This window comes from Delftia sp. DT-2 (assembly GCF_028401915.1).
In the GTDB taxonomy this organism is placed as follows: Bacteria; Pseudomonadota; Gammaproteobacteria; order Burkholderiales; family Burkholderiaceae_C; genus Comamonas; species Comamonas tsuruhatensis.
Map to the genome: position 1 here is coordinate 298232 of NZ_JAQOTI010000004.1, position 16576 is coordinate 314807.

The 16576-nt window shown below is 65.0% G+C and carries 14 protein-coding genes and 2 tRNA genes; 4 read left to right on the forward strand and 12 right to left on the reverse strand.

Annotated features, from left to right (window positions below; translation table 11 throughout):
* Nucleotides 1–45: 45 nt before the first annotated feature.
* The 8 genes from PO605_RS08735 to PO605_RS08770 all read right to left on the reverse strand — a co-directional run bounded on the left by PO605_RS08735 (nucleotide 46) and on the right by PO605_RS08770 (nucleotide 8693).
* Nucleotides 46–345 (reverse strand): DUF6388 family protein, encoded by a 300-nt coding sequence (locus PO605_RS08735; protein ID WP_272206295.1) that lies wholly within the window; start codon nucleotides 343–345, stop codon nucleotides 46–48.
* Nucleotides 346–629: 284 nt separating this feature from the next.
* Nucleotides 630–1169, reverse strand: coding sequence for a polyhydroxyalkanoate synthesis repressor PhaR (phaR, locus tag PO605_RS08740; protein WP_016445296.1), 540 nt, complete (start codon nucleotides 1167–1169; stop codon nucleotides 630–632).
* A 245-nt stretch (nucleotides 1170–1414) separates the two neighbouring features.
* A tRNA-Val gene (locus tag PO605_RS08745) sits at nucleotides 1415–1491 on the reverse strand.
* Between the two features lie 70 nt (nucleotides 1492–1561).
* Nucleotides 1562–2830, reverse strand: coding sequence for a Zn-dependent hydrolase (locus PO605_RS08750; RefSeq protein WP_047468812.1), 1269 nt, complete (start codon nucleotides 2828–2830; stop codon nucleotides 1562–1564).
* 24 nt (nucleotides 2831–2854) lie between these two features.
* On the reverse strand, nucleotides 2855–4315 hold the full coding sequence (gene hydA / locus PO605_RS08755; RefSeq protein ID WP_272206296.1) for a dihydropyrimidinase: 1461 nt from the start codon (nucleotides 4313–4315) through the stop codon (nucleotides 2855–2857).
* A gap of 30 nt (nucleotides 4316–4345) precedes the next feature.
* Entirely contained in the window at nucleotides 4346–5839 is a 1494-nt protein-coding gene (locus PO605_RS08760) for an NCS1 family nucleobase:cation symporter-1 (protein ID WP_016445279.1), read from the reverse strand.
* 132 nt (nucleotides 5840–5971) lie between these two features.
* A complete protein-coding gene (gene preA / locus PO605_RS08765; protein WP_013803150.1) occupies nucleotides 5972–7291 on the reverse strand; it encodes an NAD-dependent dihydropyrimidine dehydrogenase subunit PreA in 1320 nt (439 codons plus the stop codon).
* Nucleotides 7292–7325: 34 nt separating this feature from the next.
* The gene (locus tag PO605_RS08770) at nucleotides 7326–8693 is read right to left on the reverse strand and encodes an NAD(P)-dependent oxidoreductase (protein ID WP_272206297.1); all 1368 of its coding nucleotides are present in this window, start codon (nucleotides 8691–8693) and stop codon (nucleotides 7326–7328) included.
* A 324-nt stretch (nucleotides 8694–9017) separates the two neighbouring features.
* Between PO605_RS08770 and PO605_RS08775 the strand changes: the two genes are divergently transcribed.
* Nucleotides 9018–9698 (forward strand): TetR/AcrR family transcriptional regulator, encoded by a 681-nt coding sequence (locus PO605_RS08775; RefSeq protein WP_043789684.1) that lies wholly within the window; start codon nucleotides 9018–9020, stop codon nucleotides 9696–9698.
* Nucleotides 9699–9702: 4 nt separating this feature from the next.
* Nucleotides 9703–10233 (forward strand): spermidine N1-acetyltransferase, encoded by a 531-nt coding sequence (gene speG / locus PO605_RS08780; RefSeq protein ID WP_016445275.1) that lies wholly within the window; start codon nucleotides 9703–9705, stop codon nucleotides 10231–10233.
* Between the two features lie 115 nt (nucleotides 10234–10348).
* Here speG and PO605_RS08785 read toward each other — a convergent pair.
* The 3 genes from PO605_RS08785 to PO605_RS08795 all read right to left on the reverse strand — a co-directional run bounded on the left by PO605_RS08785 (nucleotide 10349) and on the right by PO605_RS08795 (nucleotide 13746).
* Nucleotides 10349–10425, reverse strand: a tRNA-Val gene (locus tag PO605_RS08785).
* A gap of 67 nt (nucleotides 10426–10492) precedes the next feature.
* Entirely contained in the window at nucleotides 10493–12742 is a 2250-nt protein-coding gene (locus PO605_RS08790) for a RelA/SpoT family protein (protein WP_272206298.1), read from the reverse strand.
* The gene (locus PO605_RS08795; RefSeq protein WP_272206357.1) at nucleotides 12739–13746 is read right to left on the reverse strand and encodes an alpha/beta fold hydrolase; all 1008 of its coding nucleotides are present in this window, start codon (nucleotides 13744–13746) and stop codon (nucleotides 12739–12741) included. The genes PO605_RS08790 and PO605_RS08795 overlap by 4 nt, the downstream gene beginning before the upstream one ends.
* 69 nt (nucleotides 13747–13815) lie before the next feature.
* Here PO605_RS08795 and PO605_RS08800 point away from each other — a divergent pair, with 69 nt between their 5' ends.
* Entirely contained in the window at nucleotides 13816–14610 is a 795-nt protein-coding gene (locus PO605_RS08800; protein WP_016445272.1) for a 3-hydroxybutyrate dehydrogenase, read from the forward strand.
* Between the two features lie 73 nt (nucleotides 14611–14683).
* Here PO605_RS08800 and PO605_RS08805 read toward each other — a convergent pair whose 3' ends face one another.
* Entirely contained in the window at nucleotides 14684–15430 is a 747-nt protein-coding gene (locus PO605_RS08805; protein WP_034363125.1) for an SIMPL domain-containing protein, read from the reverse strand.
* A 305-nt stretch (nucleotides 15431–15735) separates the two neighbouring features.
* On the opposite strand from PO605_RS08805, the gene ompR reads away from it, so the two are divergent.
* Nucleotides 15736–16473, forward strand: a complete 738-nt coding sequence (ompR, locus tag PO605_RS08810; RefSeq protein WP_017404718.1) for an osmolarity response regulator transcription factor OmpR — start codon at nucleotides 15736–15738, stop codon at nucleotides 16471–16473.
* Nucleotides 16474–16576: the final 103 nt, after the last annotated feature.

Genomic DNA, 16576 nt, shown 5'->3' on the forward strand with positions numbered 1-16576 from the left:
GGGCTTTTTAAGTTCTGAGCATCCACTGATCTGATCATTTAGCCGTCAAAGGCCCAGAGCATCCGAAATAGAGTCTCTCTGAGCCTGCAGGATCTTGCCGCGTTCAACAGCATCCGGCACAGCAAATCCCAGCAGGTACTCAAATTCATCCACACCCAACGCGGATGCCCTGTCACTGATGGCCCGATGGATTTCGATACGACGAACTTCATCCAGAGTCGTTCCCAAGTGATCCGCAACTTCCTGCGTCATGCTCTCAACTCGGGTACGTGCCTGATGATCATGCTCAAGGAATCGTTGATACCCGACATCAAGCTGCTCATTGGACAAAAGTGGTTTGGTCAATCAACTCTCCTTCATTGGCCACCTAGGGCAACAATTCAATCTCTGCGGCGATGGCAAACACTAATAGCGTATGAGCCCCAAGGCTGGCGACGCTCACCAGCACAGAATTTAGCGGATAAATAGAGTAACCTTGGGGCACCCGAGGGAGACGAAGCCCACGCGCGGAGCGGCCGCGCCGGCAGGGGTTGTCATGGTTGTTGCGTCGCTCGTGGGGGTCATAGGGGCGATATTGTCCCAGTTCTGCGCGAACTTGGTAAACCGCCCCCGAACTTATCCCTGCAAGCTCAGCTATTGCGCTTGATCCCGAGCGCGCCCAGCATCTGCTCGGTCTGCTTTTGCATCTGCTCCTGCATCTGGGCGAACATGTTCTGCGACTGCTCCATGTAGCTGCTCATCATGTTCTGCATGGCGGGCGGCTGCATGCGCATGAACTGGCTCCAGGCCTCGGGCGAGGTGCCCTGGGCCTGCTCGGCCAGCTTGTTCTGGAAGTCGGTGAACATCTGCACGTTCTTTTCCAGGTAGGAGCCCATGTAGCCCTGCATGGCGTGGCCGTAGAAACGGATGATGTTGGCCAGCACGGTCTCGGAGAACATGGGGGCGCCGCCCGCCTCTTCTTCCAGAATGATCTGCAGCAGGATGCTGCGCGTGAGGTCTTCGCCCGTCTTGGCGTCCTTGACCACCACGGGCTCGTTGCCCATCACGAGCTGCTTGACTTCCGTCAGCGTGATGTAGGAGGACGTGTTGGTGTCGTAGAGACGGCGGTTGGGGTATTTCTTGATCACGCGCTGGGCGCTGGGGGCGGCGGCTGTTGTCGTCTCTTGCATTGCAATGCTTCTCCTCTTGTACCTGCTGTACCTGTTTGCGCCTGCTTGCACCGGCTCGTGCGGGCAATCGGCTATTGCACTGCAACAGATTCTAGGCAGCACCTGCAGCACCCGGCGCAGCAGTAACCCTGATGGGGATCAACGCATGCGACACGGCAAATGGCCGCCATGCAACCGTTGGGGCAAAAAAAATCCCGCTTGAAGCGGGATTTCTTTTTTGCAGCCCCTGGTGAGACTGCTGTGTTTGGTAGGCGCGATTGGACTCGAACCAACGACCCCCACCATGTCAAGGTGGTGCTCTAACCAGCTGAGCTACGCGCCTGTCGTTTGTTGAAGCTGCAAGTATAGCAGTGCAAAACAGGGCTTCCGGGCAAGTTGCGCAGTTTTTTGGATCAACCCGCCACCCTGGCGCGTTCCAGCATGGCGTGCATCAGCACATTGCAGCCTGCGGTGATGTCGGCCGGCGTGGCGTCCTCGATCTCGTTGTGGCTGATACCGTCCTTGCAGGGAATGAACACCATGCCGGCCGGTGCCAGCCGCGCCATGTAGACCGCATCATGCCCGGCGCCCGAGACGACGGGCATGTGCGAGTAGCCCAGGGCCTTGGCGGCGCGCGCCACCGCATCCACGCAGTCGGCATGGAAGGGTTGGGCGGGGTAGCTGGACACCAGGTTGATCGCTATGGGCAGGCCCGTCTCCCGGCTGATGCGGTCGGCCACGGCGCGGATGTCGGCGTCCATGGCTTCGCAGTCGGCATCGGTGGCGTTGCGCAGGTCGATGCTGAATTTGACCTGCCCCGGAATCACGTTGCGGCTGTTGGGATGGACCTGCACCATGCCCACCGTGCCGCGCCCGTGGGGCGGATGGCGGTGGGCGCAGGCCACCACTTCCTGCATGAGCTGCGCGGCGGCCTGCAGCGCATCCTTGCGCAATGCCATGGGCGTGGGGCCGGCATGGGCCTCCATGCCCGTGACCACGCAGTCGTACCAGCGGATGCCCAGCACGCCGGTGACCACGCCAATGGTCCTGGCGTTGTCCTCCAGCACCGGGCCCTGCTCGATATGGGATTCGAAGTAGGCGCCGATCGGGTGGTCTCCCGGTTCCTGGCTGCCCACATAGCCGATGCGCTCGAGCTCGCCCTTGACGGTCTTGCCTTCGGAGTCGGTGGCCGCATAGGCATGCTCCAGCGTGAAGGCCTTGGCGAACACGCCCGAGCCCATCATCACCGGCACGAAGCGCGAGCCTTCCTCGTTCGTCCAGAAGGCCACCTCGATGGGCGCTTCGGTCTCGATGCCGTGGTCGTTGAGCGTGCGCACCACCTCCAGCCCCGCCAGCACGCCGTAGTTGCCGTCGAACTTGCCGCCCGTGGGCTGGGTGTCGATGTGGCTGCCCGTCATGATGGGCGGCAGGCTGTTGTCGCGCCCGGGCCGGCGCATGAAGCCGTTGCCGATCTTGTCGATGGTCACCGTCATGCCCGCCTCGCGCGCCCAGCGGGTCACCAGATCACGGCCCTGGCGGTCCAGGTCGGTCAGCGTCAGGCGGCAGACGCCGCCCTTGGGCGTGGCGCCGATCTGCGCCAGCTCCATGAGTGAATCCCACAGCCGGCTTCCGTTGACGCGCAGCTGCGCGATGTCCTGCTTCACTTGGGTATCTGTATCCATTGCGGTCTCCTTGTCATGCGGGCTTCAGCGCGCCACGGCCGTGGGCTGCAGCGTGGCGGCGCGGCGCTGCACCGCGTCGAAGTTGGGGCCGAAGGCAGGGCGCTTGATATAGCGCCCCTTGCCTTTCTCGGCACGCAGATCGCCCTGCGCATAGGCCACCACGCCCTGGCTGATGGTGTGGCTGGGCATGCCTTGCACGGTGCGCCCCTCGAAGATGTTGTAGTCGCCCTTGGAATGCTGGGTCCTGACCGACAGGGTGTGCGTGGCGGCAGGGTCCCAGACGACCAGATCGGCATCGGCGCCCACGCCGACCAGGCCCTTGCGCGGATAGATGTTGAAAAGCTTGGCCGTGTTGGCCGAGGTGATGGCCACGAATTCGCTGGGCGTCAGCCGGCCGGTGTTCACGCCCGCATCCCAGATCACGGCCAGGCGCTCCTCCACGCCGCCGGTGCCGTTGGGGATCTTGGCGAAGTTGTCCCGGCCCATGGCTTTCTGCGCGGCACAGAAGGTGCAATGGTCGGTGGCCGTGGTGTGCAGCTGGCCCGACTGCAGGCCCTGCCACAAGGCCTCCTGGTGGCCCTTGGCGCGGAAGGGCGGGCTCATCACGTGGGCGGCCGCCTTGGCGAAGTCGGGGTCGCGGTACACGCTTTCGTCGATCACCAGATGGCCGGCCAGCACTTCGCCATACACACGCTGGCCACGCGCACGGGCCGCGGCAATGGCCTGCGCCGCCTCGGTGCAGCTGACGTGCACCACGTAGATGGGGACACCCAGCACGCCGGCGATGGCGATGGCGCGGTTGGCCGCCTCGGCCTCCACCATGGGCGGGCGGGCCAGCGGGTGGCCCTCGGGCCCGGTGATGCCCATCTTGGCCACTTCCTGCTGCAGCAGGTAGACCAGCTCGCCGTTTTCGGCATGCACCGTGGGCATGGCGCCCAGCTCCAGCGCGCGCTTGAAGCTGTTCACCAGGGTTTCGTCGTCGCACATGATGGCGTTCTTGTAGGCCATGAAGTGCTTGAAGCTGTTGATGCCCTCCTCGCGCACCAGCGTGCCCATGTCGGCATGGACGCTGTCGCTCCACCAGGTGACGGCCACATGGAAGGAGTAGTCCGCCGCAGCCTTCTCGGCCCAGCCGCGCCATTTGCGGTAGGCGTCCAGCAGCGGCTCCTGCGGATCGGGAATGACGAAATCGATGATGCTGGTGGTGCCGCCGGCCAGCGCCGCCGCCGTGCCGGTGTAGAAGTCATCGGCCGTGACCGTGCCCATGAAGGGCAGTTGCATGTGGGTGTGCGGATCGATGCCGCCGGGCATGACGAACTGCCCAGAGGCATCGATCACCTGCGCCCCGGCCGGCACCAGGGCCGCCACATCCGGCCCCACGGCCGCAATCGCCCCATCCACGCACAGCACGTCGGCCTTCTCCTGCCGGTCTGCATTCACCACCGTGCCGCCACGCACCCATACCGAACCCTGTGATTGACCCATAGCGTCATGCCTCCTGTTGGTTGGTCCGGCCTATGCCTTGCTCAGCGCGGGTGCGCCCTTGGTCACCTGGCCCGCCATGCCGATGCGGTAGACCACGCCGGCAATGAACAGGCCGATGAACCATGCGTAGTCATAGGCATGCTTGAAGAAATCACCCACGTTCGGAAATGCAGCGGGGAACGCTGCGTGCAGGAAGCCGGGCAGGTTGGGCGCCACGCCCAGGGCGAAGGCGGCCACGGCCACCCAGTTCCAGCCGTTGGAGTAGCGGTAGACGCCCTCTTCCCTGTACAGGTCTTCCACCACCAGCTGCTTTTTGCGCACCAGGAAGTAGTCCACCATCAGAATGCCCGCGATCGGCCCCAGCAGGGCCGAGTAGCCGATCAGCCAGGTGAAGATGTAGCCCTCGGTCGATTCCAGGATCTTCCAGGGCATCATCACGATGGCAATGGCCACCGTCATGTAGCCGCCCACGCGGTAGCTGATCTTCCTGGGCGCCAGGGCGGAGAAGTCATAGGCCGGCCCGACCAGGTTGGCCGCCAGGTTCACGCTCACGGTGTCGATCAGCAGCACGATCAGCGCGATCAGCACGGCCGCGCCCGTCATGCGGCTGGCGACATCCACGGGGTCCCACAGGGCCTTGCCGTAGATCACCACGGTGCCCGATGTCACCACCACCGCCAGCATGGCCAGCAGCCCCATGGGCACGGGCAGGCCGATGGCCTGGCCCACCACCTGGTCCTTCTGCGACTTGGCAAAGCGCGTGAAGTCCGGAATGTTCAAGGCCAGCGTGGCCCAGAAGCCCACCATGGCTGTCAGCGACGGCCAGAACACCGACATGAACTGGCCCGCCTTGGGGCCGCCCGGCGCGTACTGCGAAGGCTGCTCCATGATGGGGCCGAAGCCGCCGGCCTTCTGGTAGACCCATCCCAGCAGCACGAAGCAGATCAGGATCTTGAGTGGCGCTGTCCAGGTCTCCAGCTTGCGGATGGACTCGATGCCATGCACCACGAAGTAGAACTGGATCGCCCAGAACACCAGAAAGCACACCAGCTGCCCCACATTGATGCCCAGGCCAGCGATCTTCTCGCCTTCCAGCGGATGGCCCAGCAGCACGCCCAGCAGGGTGTAGATCATCATGCCGCCGAACCAGGTCTGGATGCCGTACCAGCCACAGGCCACCAGGGCCCGCAGCATGGCCGGCAGCTTGGCGCCGTGGGTGCCGAACGAGGCACGGGCCAGCACAGCGAAAGGAATGCCGTACCTGGCCCCGGCATGGCCGATGAGCAGCATGGGAATCAGCACGATGAGATTGCCCAGGAACACCGTCATCACCGCCTGCGACCACGACATCCCGTTCGTAATCATGCTGGCGGCCAGCGTGTAGGCCGGGATGCACATCACCATGCCTATCCACAGGGCGGCGAAGTGGTACCAGGTCCAGGTGCGCTGGCTCGGCAGCGTGGGTGCGAGGTCGTGGTTCCACAGGCTGCCTGCGGACTCACCGGAATGCGGGGCATGCGACATTGCGAAGCTCCTTCTCGAAGAGAGAAATCACCAATCCATTGCTGATCCAGGGTCTGACCGTTTCCATCAAGCGCATTTCGTGCCAGGTCGGCCCGGATGCGGGCCGTGCGCCGACCTGCCGCAATGCCCCCTCTAGCCCTGCGCCGTCACGGCCTGGCGCATGGGGTTGTTCGGGTGCGTGGTCCAGTTCGCATACTCCCCGGTGACCGTCTGGCCGGTGCGGGGGTCCACCTCGCCCGGCTGCAGGCTGCGCATGGTGATGCACTCGGGCACGGGGCAGATGGACACGCACAGGTTGCAGCCCACGCATTCGGTGTCATCCACCTCGAAGCGGCGCACACCGCCCTCCTTGCTGAAAGTGATGGCCTGGTGGGAGGTGTCCTCGCAGGCCACATGGCAGCGCCCGCACTGGATGCAGCTGTCCTGGTTGATGACGGCCTTGTCGATGTGGTTGAGGTTGAGGTCCTTCCAATCCCTGACCGTGGGCACGGCCCGGCCCTGGAAGTCCTCGATGCGCGCAAAGCCGTGCGCGTCCATGTAGTTGGACAGCCCGTCGCACATGTCCTGCACGATGCGAAAGCCGTAGACCATGGCCGCCGTGCACACCTGGACATTGCCGCATCCCAGCGCGATGTATTCGGCCGCGTCCTTCCAGGTGGTGATGCCGCCGATCCCCGAGATGGGCAGGCCCGCCGTCTGCGGATCGCGCGCGATCTCGGCCACCATGTTCTGGGCGATGGGCTTCACGGCCGGGCCGCAGTAGCCGCCGTGCGAGCCCTGGCCGTCGGTGCTGGGGTGCATGACCAGGGTGTCCAGGTTCACGCCCATCAGCGAGTTGATGGTGTTGATCAGGGACACCGCATCCGCCCCGCCGGCCTTGGCCGCCCGCGCGGGAAAGCGCACGTCGGTGATGTTGGGCGTGAGCTTCACGATCACCGGCAGCCGGCTGTACTGCTTGCACCACTGCGTGACCATCTGGATGTACTCGGGCACCTGGCCCACGGCCGCACCCATGCCGCGCTCGCTCATGCCGTGCGGGCAGCCGAAGTTCAGCTCCAGCCCGTCGGCGCCGGTGTCCTCCACCATGGGCAGGATGCGCTTCCAGCTTTCCTCCACGCAGGGCACCATCAGCGAGGCGATCAGCGCGCGGTCAGGCCAGGCCTTCTTCACGCGGGTCATCTCCTCCAGGTTGGTGCGCAGCGGCCGGTCGGTGATCAGCTCGATGTTGTTCAGGCCCATCACGCGCCGGTCCTGCGCCATGAGGGTGGAGTAGCGCGGCCCGTTCACGTTGACCACATGCGGGTCCTCGCCCAGCGTCTTCCACACCACGCCGCCCCAGCCGGCCTCGAATGCGCGGGTGACGTTGATCTCCTTGTCCGTGGGCGGTGCCGAGGCCAGCCAGAACGGATTGGGGCTGGAAATGCCCAGAAAGCGGCTGCTGATGTCTGCCATGTCAATGCTCCTTGAAAAGCGCGGGCACAGCCGCTCAAACCCCGGCCGCCACGGCGCTGGTCAGCGCCTGGTGCATGGACCGCGCGGCGACCTTGCCGTGCTCCACCGCCTGCACGGTCAGGTCCTGGCCACCGGCGCGGCAGTCGCCGCCGGCCCACACGCGCGGCACGCTGGTGCGGCCTTCGTCGTCGGTGTCGATGCGGCCGTCACGCAAGGCAATGGCCGCGCCCGCCGGCGTGGCGACATAGGTCTGGCCAATGGCCTTGAGCACCATGTCGGCCGGCACGTCGAACACCTCCTGCGTCACCTGCAGCCTGTCGCCCTCCATGCGGGTGCAGGCCATGCGCACGCCGCAGACCTTGCCGTCCTGCACCAGGATCTCCTGGGGCGCGGCCCACAGCCGCAGGTTGACGCCATGGGTCTGCGCCCATTCCTGCTCCACCCAGGAGGCAGACAGCGCATCCTTGCCCCGGCGGTAGAACATGGTGACCTCGTCGGCCCCCAGCAGCCGGGCCTGCACGGACGCATCCACCGCCGTCATGCCGCCGCCGATCACCACCACGCGCCGGCCCACCGGCACCGTGGATTTGTCGGCCGCCTGGCGGATGTCGGCAATGAAGTCCACCGCATTGCGCAAGCCTTCGGCCTGCGGCTCGGCCGCGCCCAGCGCATTGACGCCCGCCAGGCCCAGGCCGAGGAATACGGCGTCATGCTCTGCCAGCAGCGAATCCAGCGTGAAATCTCGCCCCAGCCGCTGGTTGTTGCGCGGCGTGATCCCGCCCACGGACAGCAGCCAGTCGATTTCCTTTTGCGCAAAATCACCGGGGGTCTTGTAGCTGGCCAGGCCGTATTCATTGAGCCCGCCCAGCTTGGGCCGGGCATCGAACAGCACCACCTCATGGCCCTGCAGCGCCAATTGGTGCGCGCAGGTCAGGCCGGCAGGGCCAGCTCCGACCACGGCCGCCTTCCTGCCCGTGGCGGCGGCACGCTGGAACAGCGGTGCACCACCGGAGGCCATGAAGGCATCGGTCGCATAGCGTTGCAGTGCACCAATTTCGACCGGCTTGTCTTCCTGGGTGTTGCGCACGCAGGCCTGCTCGCACAACTGCTCCGTGGGACAGACGCGGGAGCACATGCCGCCCAGCGGGTTGGCCGTGAGGATCTCGCGCGCCGCGCCACGGACGTTGTCCTGGGCGATGCGGGCGATGAAGGCCGGCACATCGATGCTTGTGGGGCAGGCCGTGGTGCAAGGCGCGTCATAGCAGTAGTAGCAGCGCTCGGCCTCGATCAGGGCCTGGGCGCGGTTCAGCGGGGGGTGGGCGTCGGAGAAATTGGCCGCGTATTCGGCCAGGTTCAGGCGGCCGGCGGCAATGCCGCAGGCGCGTTGCGCGGGGCTATCCATGGTGCATCCTCCAGAGTCAGGATTGAGGGCGTGAAGGGGGACACGGCATGCAGGGCCATGCCGGGCCATCTCGGACAACGCAAGGCGGCCCGCAGGAGGAACTCCTGCAAGGCCCCGGATCCAGCAACACAGTCTTCGGAGGTTTCATCGTGGTCCTCGCATGTGCAAGTGACGCCTCTTGTCGGGCGCACTGGGGGTGGAACGGAATTTACGCGGGTGAAAAAATTTACCAATCAGTAAAATCACCCAGAAAGTCGTCAGCAAGAAAGATGCCAGACAATCGCACCAAAATGGCGCCACTTATCTCCACTTACCATCTGCGCAATGGCAACCCTTTCTGACAATGCGCCCTCCCCCCAGGCCCGATCGGCCACGCGCAAGCCCACCGCTGCACGGCTGCGCAAGGAGCTGAACATCCTGCAGACGGCCGAACTGCACTTTGCGCAATACGGCTTCGAAGGCGCATCGCTGGAACTGATCGCGCACGACGCCGGCCTCAGCCGCCACAACCTGCTGTACTACTTCGCCAGCAAGGAGGAGCTGTACCTGCGCGTGCTGGGCGACGTGCTGACGCAGTGGCTCGCCGGCATGTCCGACCTGCTGCGCGGCGACGACCCGGCGGAGGCCCTGCGCATCTACATCCGGGCCAAGCTGCAGTCCTCGCGCGAGCGGCCCCATGGCTCCCGTGTGTTCACGCGCGAGGTGATGGCCGGTGCGCCCCGATTCGGACAAGCCATAGCGAGCCAGGTAGGCCCGGCGCTGGCAGCCGACGTGCAGGCCTTCGAGCGCTGGGTGGCGCAGGGCAAGATTGCCCGCGTGGATTTCACCCACCTGATGTTCATCCTCTGGTCCGTGACCCAGGCCTACGCCGACCAGCAGGCCCAGTTCGCGCTGCTGCTGGGCCGGCCGGAACTGACCGCCGACGACTACGACACGGCGGCCGACCTGATCTACCGGCTGGTAATCCGTGGCCTGCAGCCGGATACCGCGGCTCTCGCACAATGAGCGCATGAATCACAGCATCCGCCTGAGACCCCTGGAGCGCGAAGATCTGCGCTCCGTGCATCTGCTCAACAACAATGCCGCCATCATGCGCTACTGGTTCGAGGAGCCTTACGAGACCTTCGACGAGCTTTCCGCGCTCTACGACGCGCACGTGCACGACCAGACCGAGCGCCGCTTCATCGTCGAGCACCAGGGCGATCGCGCCGGTCTCGTCGAGCTGGTGGAGATCGACCTGATCCACCGGCGCGCCGAGTTCCAGATCATCATCGCCCCCGAGCAGCAAGGCCAGGGCATCGCAGCCCAGGCCACGCGGCTGGCGCTGGACTATGGCTTCAAGACGCTCAACCTGCACAAGATCTTTCTCCATGTGGACCAGGAGAACGAAAAGGCCATCCACATCTACGCGCGCATAGGCTTCGTGCAGGAAGGCGTGCTGATCGACGAGTTCTTCGCCAACGGCCAGTACCGCAACGCCATCCGCATGTACCTGCTGCAAAACGACTACCTGCAGGCACAGGCCGGAGTCGGCACCTGACCTCCTTGACCGGCAAGTCTCCCCATCGTGGGCGGGCGCACAAACAGAAAAACCAAACAAAAAAGCCTTCTGAGTGATCAGAAGGCTTTTTGCATTCCATCTGGCAATGGAAAATTGGTAGGCGCGATTGGACTCGAACCAACGACCCCCACCATGTCAAGGTGGTGCTCTAACCAGCTGAGCTACGCGCCTGTGTTTGTTCGAGAAAGCGATTCTAGCACGGGTTTTCCAGGGCTCCGGCAAAAATACCCGAACAGGCTCAGCGCCGCCGTGCCGAACGCACGCCCGCCACGGCGGCCACAATGCCCAGCACCTTGTTGAGGCGACCGGAATCGGCCACTTCCACGGTGAAGGTCATCCAGGCCGTTCCCTTGACGGATTGGGTCTGCACGCCGATGACATTGGTCTTCTCCCGCGCAAAGACTTCGGAGATATCGCGCAGCAGGCCCTGCCGGTCGGCCGCTTCCACGGACACATCGACCGGGTAGACGGCCGAGGCCACGGCCGCCGCCTTGGGCTGGCCCCAGGCCACGTCGATCACGCGCTCGGAATTGCGCGCTGCCATTTCACGGAAGTTGGAGCAGTCGCAGCGGTGCACGCTCACGCCCTTGCCGCGCGTGACAAAGCCCTGGATGTCGTCCGGCGGCGCAGGCTTGCAGCACTTGGCCAGCTGCGTCATCAGCGAGTCCACGCCAACGACCAGCACGCCGCCCTTGGGCGAGTCCGTGCCGCGTGCCTTGCGCACCGGGGAGAATTCCTCGACTTCCTCCTCCGCCTCGGCCGGTCGCAGCACGGTCTCGATGTTGCGCAGCGAGTATTCATCCTTGCCGACGACTTCGAACAAGGCATCGGCCGATTTGAAGCCGAGCTGAACGGCCAGCTCCTCCAGCTTGACGGCCGTCTTGCCCTCGCGCTGCAGCAGTTTCTCGACCGCCTCGCGGCCGCGCGCCACGGTCTCGTGCGTGGCCTGGGCATTGAACCAGGCACGCACCTTGGCCTTGGCCCGGTTGCTGGTCAGGTAGCCGAGGTCAGCGTTGAGCCAGTCGCGCGAGGGGCGCCCCTCCTTGACCGTGGTGATCTCCACGGTCTGGCCGTTTTGCAGCGGCGTGTTCAGCGGCACCATGGCGCCGTCCACGCGCGCGCCGCGGCAGCGGTGGCCCAGGCTGGTGTGCACCGAGTAGGCAAAGTCCACGGGCGTCGCGCCCTGCGGCAGCTCGATGACGGCCGCGTCGGGGGTGAGCACGTAGATGCGGTCCTCGAACAGGCCGCGATGGTGGGCGCCCGCCAGGTCGCTGCCCCAGGCCAGCAGCTGGCGCAGCACGGCAATCTTGGCGTCGTACTCGCTGCTGGCCGTGACGCCCGCGTATCCCTTGGTGCCCGCCTCCTTGTAGGCCCAGTGGGCGGCCACGCCGTGCTCGGCATGGTCGTGCATGGCCTGGGTTCGGATCTGGATCTCGATGGCGCGGCCCGTCTCGTCGCGCACCACGGTGTGCAGCGACTGGTAGCCGTTGGGCTTGGGCTTGGCGATGTAGTCGTCGAATTCCGCCTCGATGGGCGTGAACTGCTCATGCACCCAGGACAGGGTGGCGTAGCAGTCCTTGATCGTGGGCACGACGACACGCATGGCGCGGATGTCGAAGACCTGGTCGAAGTTCAGCGACTTGCCTCGCATCTTCTTGACGATGCTGTAGATGTGCTTGGGCCTGCCTTGCACGGTGGCGCTGATGCTGTGCGCGCGCAGGTCGGCCTCCAGCCGTGCGCGCATCTGCTCCATATAGGCTTCACGCTCCACGCGCTTTTCATCGAGCAGGCGGGCCACTTCGCGGTAGGTCTCGGGCTCCAGGAAGCGCAGGGACAGATCCTCCAGCTCCCACTTGATCTGCCAGATGCCCAGCCGGTTGGCCAGCGGCGCAAACACCGTCAGCGCCTCGCGCGCAATGCCGGGCGAGACCGGGCGCTTGCTGGCTGCGTAGTAGCGCAGCGTCTGCAGGCGCGACGCCAGCCGCAGCAGCACCACGCGCAGGTCGCGCGAGAAACCCAGCAGCATCTTGCGCACGTTCTCGGTCTGCGTGGCCTCATCGTCCAGGTACTGGCCGCCCAGCTCGGCGCCGCGCGCCTGCTCCTGCACGCGCATGAGCTTGTTGGTTTCCACGGCCAGGGTGGCGAAATTCTCGCCAAAGGCCTTGGCGATCACTTCCTGCGGGCGATTGAGGTGCACGCTGGCATGCACCAGATAGATCGCCGCCTGCATGGTTTCGGAGCCGCCGATGGTCTTGAGGATGGCAGCCACCGCATCGGCATGGGCCATGGTGTTCTCACCGGACTCCATGGTCTCGGTGGCGATCAGCGGCTCGGCAAAGCTGCGCGCGCGCGCCAGCGCGTTGACCTGTTCGGGCAGGGTCTGCGACGTGGCCGTGATCAGGTGCGGCAGCACCGACGGCACCTGGCCCGGCGCGGCTGCGCCGGGCGAAGGCGCCTGCACGGCGGCCTCGCTGCTGGCAGTCTTCATTCGTCACTCTCCCTGGCCTGCTCGGCAAGATTCATGGTGCTTGGCAAGCGCTCTTCTCCCCATAAGAACCGGCACAGCAAGGCCACCTGCCCTGCCGCGACGAAGGTGGGCGCATGTCCCACCCCTTCAAATTCCACGCAATGCGCCTTCGGCCCTCGCTGCGCCATGGCCTGTGCCGTGGCCGCCGTCAGCAGGTCGGACTGCGCACCACGAACTAGCAAGACGCGTGCCTTGATCTGGTCATACAGCTGCCACAGCAGCGCTTCGCCGGCCTGGGCCATCTCGCGCGTCATGTGCTGCAGGGGCACCGCAATCTGAGGGTCATAGTGCAGGACAAGGCCGCCATCGGCGGCCGGCCGCATCATAGGTCGCGTCAATCGCAACCATTGCCCTTCGCTATGTGGGCCGAAGCCTTCGGAAATCAAGAGCAGCGCATGGGCTGCCTGCTCAAGATTTTCAAAATGCACGCCCTTGCCCAGGTACTGCCCTATGCGCTCCAGGGCAGACCACTCGATGACAGGCCCCACATCGTTGAGCACCAGCCTGCGAATGGGCGCCGGCAGCGGCAGCCCCGGCTGGCCCGCAAGCGCCATGCCGATCAGCCCGCCCATGCTGGTGCCCACCCAATCCAATTGTTCGACAGGCGCCTGCGCATGCACCTGGGCCAGCAAGGCCAGCATGTCGGCTGCGTAAAGAGGCACCTGGTAGGCGGTCGGATCCTGCAGCCAGTCGCTTTCGCCACGCCCGACCACATCGGGGCAGATCACGCGGGCACGTTCGCTGAGCCGCTCGGCCAACGCGTCGAAGTCACGCCCCTGGCGCGAAAGGCCGTGCACGCAGACCACGACATGGGGATGGTGCGGATCGCCGGTGCGATTCCATTCCCAATAAGCCATGCGGTGCGAAGCATTCTCTTGAGCAGCCGGGCTGGCAGTACGGCTCCAGGGTGAGGCACGCCCGGCAACCCCCGGGCAGGATACGTAGTTCAGCGTAGGATGATTCATGGAAACGCATTCGCGGAGCCGGCGCCGATAATGGCTGTGTTGCATCGTACATTCATTCGGAGACTCTCTATGTTGAAAGGCAAGACCGCCCTCGTGACCGGCTCGACCAGCGGCATCGGCCTCGGGATCGCGAAGGCGCTGGCCCGCCAGGGCGCCAATATCGTGCTCAATGGTTTCGGCGATGTGGACGGCCCCCGTGCCGAAGTGCTGGCCGCAGGCCAGGCCGCCGGCGCCCAGGTCGCCTATCACGGCGCCGACATGAGCCGCGTGGCGGACATCGAGGACATGGTCCAGTACAGCGTGCGCAATTTCGGCCAGATCGACATCCTCGTGAACAATGCCGGCATCCAGCACGTGGCGCGCGTGGAAGACTTCCCGCCCGAGCGCTGGGACGCCATCATCGCCATCAACCTGTCCAGCGCCTTCCACACCTCGCGCCTGGTCCTGCCCATGATGCAGGCGGCCGATGGCGGCAAGGGCTGGGGCCGGATCATCAACGTGGCCTCGGTGCACGGCCTGGTGGGTTCGGCGCAGAAGTCTGCCTACGTGGCGGCCAAGCACGGCATTGTCGGGCTGACCAAGGTCACGGCGCTGGAGAACGCCACCTCCGGCATCACCTGCAACGCCATCTGCCCCGGCTGGGTGCTGACGCCACTGGTGCAAAAGCAGGTGGACGCCAAGGCCGAGCAGCACGGCATCAGCAACGAAGAAGCCAAGAAGCTGCTGCTGGGCGAGAAAGAGCCCTCCATGCAGTTCACCACGCCCGAGGAACTGGGCGAACTGGCGGTGTTCTTCTGCTCGCCCGCCGCAGCCAATGTGCGCGGCGTGGCCTGGAACATGGATGGCGGCTGGGCGGCGCAGTAAGCGCGCCAGCACCGGTTCACGTCAAAAAAGGAGCGCCACGGCGCTCCTTTTTTCATGGGCGGCCCACGCCTGCTCAATACATCTGCACCGAGCCCGACACGTGGACCATCACCTGCGCCTTGCCCGCTTCCACGGACACGGCATCCATTTCCGCGCCGGCGGCCTTGGCGGACATGGCCATCATGCGCGGACGCGGCATGGGCACGGAGGTGTCGCTGCTGCTGACATTGACCTCGCGCAGGCTGTAGTTGGCAAAGCCGAAGCTCTTGGACAGCGTGGTGGCACGCTGTTTGAACTGCTCGATGGCCTTGGCCTGGGCCTCGCCTTCGACCTTTTCACGGGCCTCGCGCGACAGGCCGAAGCCCACTTGCGACAGCGTCATGTCCTGCACCTGGGCCGCCGTCTGCGTGATGCGCGCGAAGTCGCGGCCCTGCAGAAGAATCTCGGCGCGGCCCTGCCAGCCTTCCACCTTGTTGTCCTTGCCATAGCGCGGATAGATGCCGAAGCTGCCGGTGCTCACATCCATCTGGCCCGGCTGGGCGCTGCGCTTGGTCACGGCCATGGCGGCCTCGACCACCTTCTGCAGCTGGGACTGGACCGTGGCGGCATCACGCCCTTCGCGCGTGGCCGACAAGGTGGCGGTCAGCAGGTCCTGCACCACGTCCACCGAGCCTTCTGCAGACAACTGCACCACGTTGGCAGGCTGTGCCGGCGCCGTGGCGGCGTTCTGCGCCCAGGCACCGCTGGCACAGGCCAGCGCAGTAGCCGCGACCACGGACTTGACCCAGGGGCGGGACAGCTGTTTGGAAAGCTTGCTCATGCGTTCACCCTTTGAAATGAAAGGTAGTTCAGGGATACAACTGCATGCCGCCCTTTCGCTACGGCATGCCGCCAGATGGTGACAGGTGTGGAGCCAAGCAGGCCTGCCGGCTCCTCCATTGACAACATTATTGCAACGATAAATGCATCAGGATGGAAAACCCATAGTTAAATATTCTAAAGACACATTTTCCGTTCTAAATTTAAACGCAACATCTGTAACACACGGCAATATTTCGGGGGTTTGTCCAGACTTTTCGGCGCAAGCTGGTAACAATGGCGGCTGTTACAAATGACCGACCGAGGATGAACATGGCCACTACGACCAACCGCACCGACAAGATCCTGGTGGTGGATGACGATGCGCGCATCCGCGACCTGCTGCGCCGCTACCTGACGCAGGAAGGCTTCGAGATCATGATTGCCGAAGATGGCAAGGCGCTGAACCGCATCCTGCTGCGCGAAACGGTGGACCTGATCGTGCTTGACCTGATGATGCCCGGCGAAGATGGCCTGTCCATCTGCCGCCGCCTGCGCTCGGCCAACGACCGCACGCCCATCATCATGCTGACCGCCAAGGGCGAGGATGTGGACCGCATCGTGGGCCTGGAAGTGGGCGCCGACGACTACCTGGGCAAGCCCTTCAACCCGCGCGAACTGCTGGCCCGCATCCATGCCGTGCTGCGCCGCCGCCCGCCGCAGGAAGCGCCGGGCGCGCCTTCCGGCGACAACGAGGTGGTGAGCTTCGGCCCCTTCACCTTCGACCTGGGCACGCGCGTGCTGCAAAAGAACGGCGAGGAACTGCCGCTGACCACGGGCGAATTCGCCATGCTCAAGGCCCTGGTGCGCCACCCGCGCCAGCCGCTGTCGCGCGAGAAGCTGGCCCTGCTGGCGCGCGGCCGCGAGTTCGAGCCCTTCGACCGCAGCCTGGACGTGCAGGTCTCGCGCCTGCGCAAGCTGATCGAGGAAGATGCCGCCGCTCCGCGCTATATCCAGACGGTCTGGGGTGTGGGCTACGTGTTCGTACCCGATGGCGCGAACTGATCGATAGATAGTCCGCTGGCCTGCACCCGAGACAACCGGTAACGCAGGCTGGCCGGCACAGGCGTAATCTCGCAGCCGGCCCCTAGAATGACGAACCGCATTC